The following is a 7,946-nucleotide window of genomic DNA, read 5'->3' on the forward strand; positions in this document are numbered from 1 at the left end:
CAATCACTATATTCACTGCATTCTTATGTCATTCACGATTATACTGCCGTGGTTGAAAATCAATTTGAAACACAAATGAAACTTAAATGTAACATTGATCCTTCAAACGGTGGACCCGGTTTACCCCTGTCGCCACCCCGATCTTGAGGGACACAAGGCGCAGAAGACCGTTTATGTTCAGGGTTCCCTCTTGCAGCCTTCTGTCGACAAAATCGCTCCGGGAAACAACGACCAGCCCAGCCTCATGGAACGGGCCATGTTTCGTCCGGTTCCACTATGGCTCCTGATTCTGACGATCGTGTTAGGCGTGGTGGTAACGATCGTGTTCGGAGCCCTGGTGCTGAAGCCTCCCCGCCAGAAGCAGGTGCAGGAAACGGTTCTCGCGCTCGCCAATGTGCCGTTCGTGCTGAAGCAGACGGTCAAAAGCATCACGAAAGTTCCGCGTGGGTATGCGCCTCCGCCCTATCAGCCGCTGCCGGAAGGGTTGTGGCGGAATCCGGATCAGCCTTTCGTCGATGAGGGGTATGTACTGGTTCGGGCTTTCGATGAACATCTGAAGCGTTCCGTAGTGCGCCTGATCAGTCTGCGCGACGGAACAATCGTGCATCAGTACGCGCCCGACATCCGCACAATGAACAGTCGTTCGACTTTTTCCTCGGCGCTGATCGATCTCAGGCGCGACCGGGATGCCCGACGCAACCTGATGATGCACCCGCTGCTGATGCCCGATGGTGGGATCGTCATTCATGACAGTTCACCGTTGGCCCGTTTCGATGCCTGCGGACACATGCAGTGGATGATCGACGGAATATTCCATCACTCACTCGAGCGCGATGGCGACGGCAATCTCTGGGCGGCGTTCCGCTATCCGAAAGCGAAAGTTCCAGATGTAGGGCCGCTTTTCGAGGATGAGAGCGTCATGAAGGTCAGCCCTGACGGGAAGATCCTCCATGAAGCACGGATCGTCGATATTCTCGACAGCAACCAGCTCGGCTGGCTCTGGCGTGGTCGGCCCTACACGGACGACCCGTTCCATCTCAACGATGTTCAGCCGGTTCTGAAGTCCGGCCCTTACTGGCAGGCAGGCGATCTGTTCATCAGCCTGCGCAACCTGTCACTTGTCATGCTTTACCGCCCCACGACCGGAAAAGTCCTGTGGTGGAAAGCCAATTTCTCACACATGCAGCATGATGTCAGCATCATCGACGATCACCGGATTGCGGTGTTCGACAATAACTGGCGGGTTGCCGCCCCCGAAGGCGAGGTCGATGGCTTCAACCGTGTGGCTATCTACGATTTCGCCACGGACAGCGCCAGCTATCCCCTTGATGATGCGATGAAAAAACTCCGTGTTCACACGCGCGCGCAGGGACGCGCCACGCCGCTCCCGAACGGGGACTTCATGATTGAGGAAACCGAAGGCGGACGTCTGATGCGTATCGCTCCTGATGGCACGGTGCGGTGGCGTTACATCGCCGCCATGCCGTCCATGCGCCGCCTGCAACTGCGCTGGAGCCGCTACGTCGATCCAGTCCGCAACCAAGAGGCAATCACTCTAGCGAAAGATGTAAAATGCAACTGAATACACCTGCTCTCTGTCGTCTCGGCGCTCTTGCCCTGCTCATTACCGGACCAACTCCCGCTCTTGCTTACATGGGGCCCGGTCTGGGGCTTGGCGCGATTGGGAGCGCGCTGGGGATAGTCGGCGCAGTACTGCTCGCGATCGTCTCGGTCGTCTGGTATCCATTCAAGCGCATGTTGCGCCGGATGCGCGGCAGTTCGGCGGCCCCGGCAAACAGCCCCCATTCCAAGCCGCAAGCGTGATGTCTTCCTCCTTGTTTTCGGGTGTTGACGCACAGAGGAAGACGCTCGGTTGATCGGCGTCGTCGTTCTGTTGCTGGCCACGCTGGCGTCCATCGAACTGGCCTGGGCGACCGGTGTTCTGCGCTGCCTGATGGATGTGAACCGGCTGGGCCGACGCGCCACCCACATCGTCACACGGCGTCATGTGTCCGAATGGGCCAAGGAACGCGCGATGCGGCTGATGTCCGGTCGCCTCATGGCGCAATCCCTGCGGGGGCTGGCGTTGATTGCCGTGGTCGCCGCTCCCCTGCTTCTGGCCCTGGCGGTGGACAAATGGTGGCCTTACGGGTTCGCGCAGGCCTTTACCCACTGGCCCACCCGTGTGGCGCTGTTGGTGATCTCGCTCGCTTACCTGTTCACCCGGCGTCGTTTCCGGAATGCCGCGCCTGCAACGGGTGGAGAAAAAGGGGCTGGGGCGGAGCGCCTATTGCAGCGTATGGCGCTGGGCAATCGCGCCATGCTGGAGATCTCCTTCGACATTGAGCGTGCACGCTACAAACCGTGGAAAGATGAATCACCACAGCCCGGCCCGCTTTTCGTCACGGGCCTTGCGCGGGCAGGCACGACCATCCTGACGCGCCTGCTGCACGAGCAGTATGGCATGGCGTCCCTCACCTACCGCGATCTACCCTTTCCGCTGGCACCCAATAGCTGGGCCAAGCTGTCTGCTGGTTTCAAGCGTCAGGTGGAACGGTCCGAACGTGGGCACGGAGACGGTATTCTCCACGATCTAGACAGCGCGGAGGCCATCGAAGAAGTCTTCTGGCGTCACTTTGAAGGCAATCGCTATGTGGGAGCAGACGGTCTTTCCCCTGTTCCGCCTCTTCCCGAAACGGTCGATGCTTTCCGCGATTATGTCGGGCTGATCCGTCGCCGCTATGGCGGCGCGCGTTATCTCTCGAAGAACAACGCCAATGTGCTGCGCCTGCCCGCGCTGATCGAGGCATTTCCGCAGGCCGTGCTGGTCCATCCCTTTCGCGACCCGCTACAACAGGCGGAATCCTTGCGTCGCCAGCATGAGCAAGCGCTGCAACTGGCTGCTGACGACCCGTTCAGGCTGGAGTTCATGCGCTGGCTCGGGCATTACGAGTTTGGCGGCGATCAGCGGCCTTTCCTGTTTCCCGGCCATCCTGCGGCAGATGGCGACCGGGGCTCCATAGACTACTGGCTCCAGTTGTGGGTCAGCGTCTATTCAGCCTTGCTTGATCATTCTGAGGCCATTCAGACCCGTCAAATCTTCATCGACTACGACACCGTATGCGCGGACGCTCCGGCTCTTTCCGCTCCGCTTACTGAGGCGCTGGAGCTTCCCGAGCCATGGGATCTGACAAGTCTGCGCGCCGTGTCGCCACGAACCGTGGATGGGGCCAGCCCTCAGATGATGGAACGGGCGGAGACCGTGCATGCAGCCCTGCGCGCGCGCAGTTCGCGCATCGCGGGCTGAATGGCGGCATGGGTGCCGGATCCGGAGAGTCCCTGAGCAATGCTTCCACCTTCCGCTATCGGACCATCGACGCCGCGCGGGGGCTGGGCGTTCTGGGCATAGGGCTGTGCAATGCCCCCGGCTTTGCTGCTCCGATGGGCCGTGCCGAGCAGATGCCTCACCTGACATCTCTGACGGAGCGGCTGCTGTGGGTCGCCGGTCAGACGCTCATGCAGGGGCGTTTTGTCGCGCTCTTCTCTCTTCTATTCGGCCTTTCCATGCTCTGGGTTGGTGGCGATGGACGTGATCCGGTCGCCAATGCGCGCCTGACGCGCCGACTGTGCTGGCTGGCCGTATTCGGCGTGGTGCACGGTGCCCTGCTGTGGTGGGGAGACATATTGCTGCCCTATGCCCTGACGGGACTAATCGTGCGGCCCTGCCGTGGCTGGTCGGTGCGCCGTCTGCTGATCGTGGGAAGTGCTGCATATGTGCTCGGGGTTCTGATGTTGCGCGTGGACGGGCTGGTGGCGTTGTGGAGCGGCGGGTATGTGGAGACCGGCATGGCGCAGGATGGATTCTTTCCCAAGCCTGTTCTCGTCTCATTCCTCAGGGAAAACGCGACGGACTGGCTGTCGGCCCTACCGGTTTCCGTGCCCGCCGTGATGCTGACGAGCGGCCCGCTGATGCTGATCGGCATGGGGCTCTGGCGCGCCGACCGGTTTCTTCCCCGTTTCTCAGGGTGGTTTCTTGTCGGCGGCATGGGGGCGGCGCTGGTGTCTCTTCCGTTGGCTCTGATGCAGGCGGGACTACTGTCTATTGATAGGCATGGTCTGCGACCATCCAATCTGGGTTTCCTCGCCGTGACGGTGCGCCTGCTTGTCGCGCCATTGGGGGCGCTGGCGTGGCTCTGGATCGTAGAGCATGCGGAAAGCGTGCAGAGGGCGCTGGCACCCGTGGGGCGGCTGGCGCTGAGCGCCTATCTCGGCCAGTCGCTTCTGGCGCGAGGTTGTCTTTTTCTTGTCCCGGTTCTTTATGGCGTCGCCCCGTATGGGCCGCTCATGGCGCTGGCGAGTGTGCTGGTTCTACTTCAGGCGGTCTGTGCCGCGATCTGGTGCAGGCGAGGCTGGCCGGGTCCGGCTGAGAAGCTGTGGCGGTGGCTCTATCGCGGCCGGCCGCAGAGTGTTTCTGGCTGAGCATGGAGCAGAAGGCGTTTGGATGCTTGTAGGTGTGAGGGGGTGTTTCACGGGAGCTTTGCCCCGAACCCCACAAAGGGATGCGGCCCCTTTGATCCCGGCTTGTTTCAACTCAAGAAGATGGAGGGCAGAGCGGGATTCTGCCCTCTATTTGTAAGGTTATATAACGCTTTCAGAGGCGGGCCCGATGCCGCTTCTCATTCCCACTCAATCGTGCCCGGCGGCTTGGACGTGATGTCGTAAGTCACGCGGTTGATGCCACGCACCTCGTTGACGATGCGGCTCGCCACGCGGTTCAGGAAACCCATGTCGAACGGATACACATCTGCCGTCATGCCGTCCGTGCTGGTGACGGCACGCAGCGCCACGGCCTGATCGTAGGTGCGGCCATCGCCCATTACGCCGACCGTACGGACCGGGAGCAGAACGGCGAAGGCCTGCCAGATGGCGTCATAAAGACCAGCGTTGCGGATCTCTTCCAGATAGATGGAATCCGCCTTGCGCAGCAGGTCCAGCTTCTCGCGGGTGATGCTGTCGCTCGGAATGCGAATGGCCAGACCCGGACCGGGGAACGGATGGCGACCGACGATGCTCTCCGGAATATCCAGCTCACGACCAAGATCGCGGACCTCGTCCTTGAACAGCTCACGCAGCGGCTCGACGAGCTTCATGTTCATGCGCTCGGGCAGGCCGCCGACATTGTGATGCGACTTGATGGTGACGGACGGACCACCCGTGAAGCTGACGCTCTCGATCACATCCGGATAGAGCGTGCCCTGTGCAAGGAACTCCGCGCCACCGATCTTGGCGGCCTCTTCCTCGAACACTTCGATAAACAGACGGCCGATGGTTTTGCGCTTGATCTCCGGGTCCGTCACGCCTTCCAGCGCGGAGAGGAACATGTCGGACGCATCGCGGTGGATCAGCTTGATGTTGAACTGACCACGGAACGTCTTGACCACCTCCTCGGCTTCGCCCGCACGGAGCATGCCGTGATCGACAAAGATGCAGGTGAGCTGATCGCCAATCGCCTGATGGATCAGCACGGCGGCAACGGAGGAATCCACGCCACCGGACAGGCCGCAGATGACCCGCTTGTCGCCCACCTGCTGACGGATTTTCTCGATCTCGACATCACGGAAGCGGGCCATTGTCCATGTGCCAGTGCAGCCCGCGACATTGTGCGTGAAGTTCTTCAGCAGTGCGGCGCCGTGGGGCGTGTGAACCACTTCCGGGTGGAACTGCACGCCATACATGCGACGACCTTCATCGGCGATCACCGCGAACGGCGCACCCTCGGACGTCGCCACAGCGCGGAAGCCGGGCGGAAGCTGGGTCACACGGTCGCCGTGGCTCATCCACACCTGCTCGCGGCCACCACGCGCCCATGCGCCACGGAACAGGGCGCAGTCCTCGGTGATGTCCACAAAGGCGCGACCGAACTCGCGGTGGTCGGAGCCTTCGACCTTGCCGCCAAGCTGGTTGCACATGGCCTGCTGGCCGTAGCAGATGCCGAGCACCGGCACGTTCAGCGCGAACACTACTTCCGGGATGACCGGCGCGCCCTCGTCATGCACGCTGGCCGGGCCGCCCGAGAGGATGATGCCACGCGGCGCAAACTTGCGAATACGCTCCTCGTCAGCCGTGAACGGCCAGATCTCGCAGTAAACGCCGCTTTCGCGCACGCGGCGGGCGATGAGCTGCGTCACCTGCGAGCCGAAATCGAGGATCAGGATCCGGTCGGCGTGCAGGGAGGCATCGAGGGCGGGAATGGCGGTGTCCTGATCGTTACCGGACATGAAGGGCTCCTTGAAGGGGCGACGTGCGAATGGGCGTGCTACATTGCGGCATGCGTTTTGCGCGGTATAGGACGAGTGGAGGCTCCCGTCACCCGTTTCCATGGAAACCGGATGAAGGCAGAACCCCAATATCGCGCCAGTCAGAGGTCTGAGTCATGCTTTTTTCCTTTCTGCGCCCGTTCTGCGCCCTCCTGCTGATGGGGTGCGCCGCTGGCGCAATGGCCACCCCTGCCCTCGCCTCGGCACAGGATGATCCGTATGGGGACTGGGTCGGCACGCTGGTGACGGACAAGGGAACATGCCCCGATACGTATGAATCCGTGCTTCAGATTCGCTCCGACAAGCTGTTTTTCGCACCCGCGACCGGCACGCTGGTGCTGCATGGCACGCCCGACAAGGACCACAAGCGGTTCCATGCCCAACTCATGCTCAAGGATGCGAAAGACAAGCCGCTGCCCATGGTGTTCGAAGGCCACCCGGAAGGCGACACCATCGTCGGCGTGTTCGGCACCCCGAACTGCCGGGCGCATGTCGTCCTGCAACGCCCGAAAAATACCGGCTGGAGCCACTTCCTCGGCGACCGCTAATCTTCCTCTGCCTTACGAAAGCGTCTCTCCATGCAACTGACCGGCCAGATCGTCCTCCCGGATCGCATTGTCGCGGGCACGATCGACTTTGATGCAACGGGCATTCACGCCGTGACGCCACAGGCATCGGCTCCTGCCCGCTATATTCTGCCGGGGTTCATCGATGGACACGTTCATGGCGGTGATGGCGCCGATACCATGGACGGCGTGGAAGCAATCCACCGCCTTTCACGCTTTCACCTCACACATGGCACCACGACCATTCTGCCAACCACCATCACCGCACCGTGGGCTGACGTGATGGGCGCTTTACATGCCGTCGCCGAAGCGCAGCGGACTGCTCCGGCCAATAGCCCCAACATCCACGGTGCGCATCTGGAGGGGCCGTTCGTCAGCCCGCACAAGCTGGGAGCGCAGCCGCCTTTCGCCATTCCTCCGACAGCCGATCGTGTGACCGAAGCACTGGAGACCGGCGTTGTGCGCGTGGTCACGCTGGCCCCGGAACTCGACCACGCCGAAACCGCAATGCGCCTTTTTGCGCAGGCAGGCGTGCGTGTCAGCTTTGGACATACCACAGCGGGATATGAGCAGACGGAACAGGCCATATGCCGGGTCTGCGCCGCCGGGGGCACCGTAGGGGCGACGCATCTGTTCAACGCCATGGCCCCCATCGAAAGCCGTCGGCCCGGGCCGGTCACGGCGCTGATGTGCAGTGATGCCGGTTATGCGGAAATGATTTTCGACACACACCACATTCACCCGGCCACATTCCGTCTGGCGTCCCGTGTCATGGGCGAGCGACTGCTGTTCGTGACCGACGCTATGCGTGGGGCAGGGCAGGCGGAAGGCCCGAGCCAGCTTGGTGGGCAGGATGTGGTGGTTCGTGACGGTGCCGTGCGGCTTCCCGACGGCACCCTTGCGGGCAGCGTGCTGACGCTCGATGTCGCGCTGCGCAACGCCGTGACGGTGGGCGGCGTGTCGCTTCCCGCCGCAAGCCGCCTCACCTCGGCCAGTCCCGCCGCCTATCTCGGTCTGCACGATCGCGGACGCATCGCACCGGGATTGCGGGCCGATCTGGTGG

Annotated in this window: 7 protein-coding genes; 6 read left to right on the top strand and 1 reads right to left on the bottom strand. The window is 62.0% G+C overall.

Annotation, left to right across the window (positions count from 1 at the left end):
- Positions 1-94 precede the first annotated feature (94 nt).
- From ABF824_RS14715 to ABF824_RS14730, 4 genes are read left to right on the top strand one after another with little or no spacing between them, the layout of a single operon-like run.
- On the top strand, positions 95-1,582 hold the full coding sequence (locus ABF824_RS14715) for an arylsulfotransferase family protein (RefSeq protein ID WP_415489756.1): 1,488 nt from the start codon (positions 95-97) through the stop codon (positions 1,580-1,582).
- Positions 1,573-1,824, top strand: a complete 252-nt coding sequence (locus tag ABF824_RS14720; RefSeq protein WP_415489757.1) for a hypothetical protein — start codon at positions 1,573-1,575, stop codon at positions 1,822-1,824. The genes ABF824_RS14715 and ABF824_RS14720 overlap by 10 nt, the downstream gene beginning before the upstream one ends.
- Positions 1,825-1,873: 49 nt before the next feature.
- Positions 1,874-3,307: a sulfotransferase gene (locus ABF824_RS14725; protein WP_415489758.1), complete on the top strand. Its 1,434-nt coding sequence runs from the start codon at positions 1,874-1,876 to the stop codon at positions 3,305-3,307.
- A gap of 8 nt (positions 3,308-3,315) precedes the next feature.
- Positions 3,316-4,479 carry a DUF418 domain-containing protein gene (locus ABF824_RS14730; RefSeq protein ID WP_415489759.1) on the top strand — a complete coding sequence of 388 codons (1,164 nt, stop codon included), beginning with the start codon at positions 3,316-3,318 and terminating at the stop codon, positions 4,477-4,479.
- A gap of 197 nt (positions 4,480-4,676) precedes the next feature.
- On the opposite strand, the gene guaA is transcribed toward ABF824_RS14730, so the two are convergent.
- Positions 4,677-6,278 carry a glutamine-hydrolyzing GMP synthase gene (gene guaA / locus ABF824_RS14735; protein ID WP_415489760.1) on the bottom strand — a complete coding sequence of 534 codons (1,602 nt, stop codon included), beginning with the start codon at positions 6,276-6,278 and terminating at the stop codon, positions 4,677-4,679.
- Between the two features lie 155 nt (positions 6,279-6,433).
- On the opposite strand from guaA, the gene ABF824_RS14740 reads away from it, so the two are divergent.
- Positions 6,434-6,865 carry a hypothetical protein gene (locus tag ABF824_RS14740; protein ID WP_415489761.1) on the top strand — a complete coding sequence of 144 codons (432 nt, stop codon included), beginning with the start codon at positions 6,434-6,436 and terminating at the stop codon, positions 6,863-6,865.
- Between the two features lie 30 nt (positions 6,866-6,895).
- The coding region (nagA, locus tag ABF824_RS14745) for an N-acetylglucosamine-6-phosphate deacetylase (protein ID WP_415489762.1) at positions 6,896-7,946 on the top strand (1,051 nt) is incomplete at its 3' end.

The sequence above is a fragment of the Acetobacter sp. genome, from assembly GCF_047721705.1.
GTDB lineage: Bacteria > Pseudomonadota > Alphaproteobacteria > Acetobacterales > Acetobacteraceae > Acetobacter.

Excerpts from the sequence above, each read along its gene's own strand:
- ABF824_RS14740 (WP_415489761.1), top strand. The coding sequence starts at position 6,434 with ATGCTTTTTTCCTTTCTGCGCCCGTTCTGCGCCCTCCTGCTGATGGGG.
- ABF824_RS14730 (WP_415489759.1), top strand. The coding sequence starts at position 3,316 with ATGGGTGCCGGATCCGGAGAGTCCCTGAGCAATGCTTCCACCTTCCGC.
- ABF824_RS14720 (WP_415489757.1), top strand. The coding sequence starts at position 1,573 with ATGCAACTGAATACACCTGCTCTCTGTCGTCTCGGCGCTCTTGCCCTG.
- guaA (WP_415489760.1), bottom strand. The coding sequence starts at position 6,278 with ATGTCCGGTAACGATCAGGACACCGCCATTCCCGCCCTCGATGCCTCC.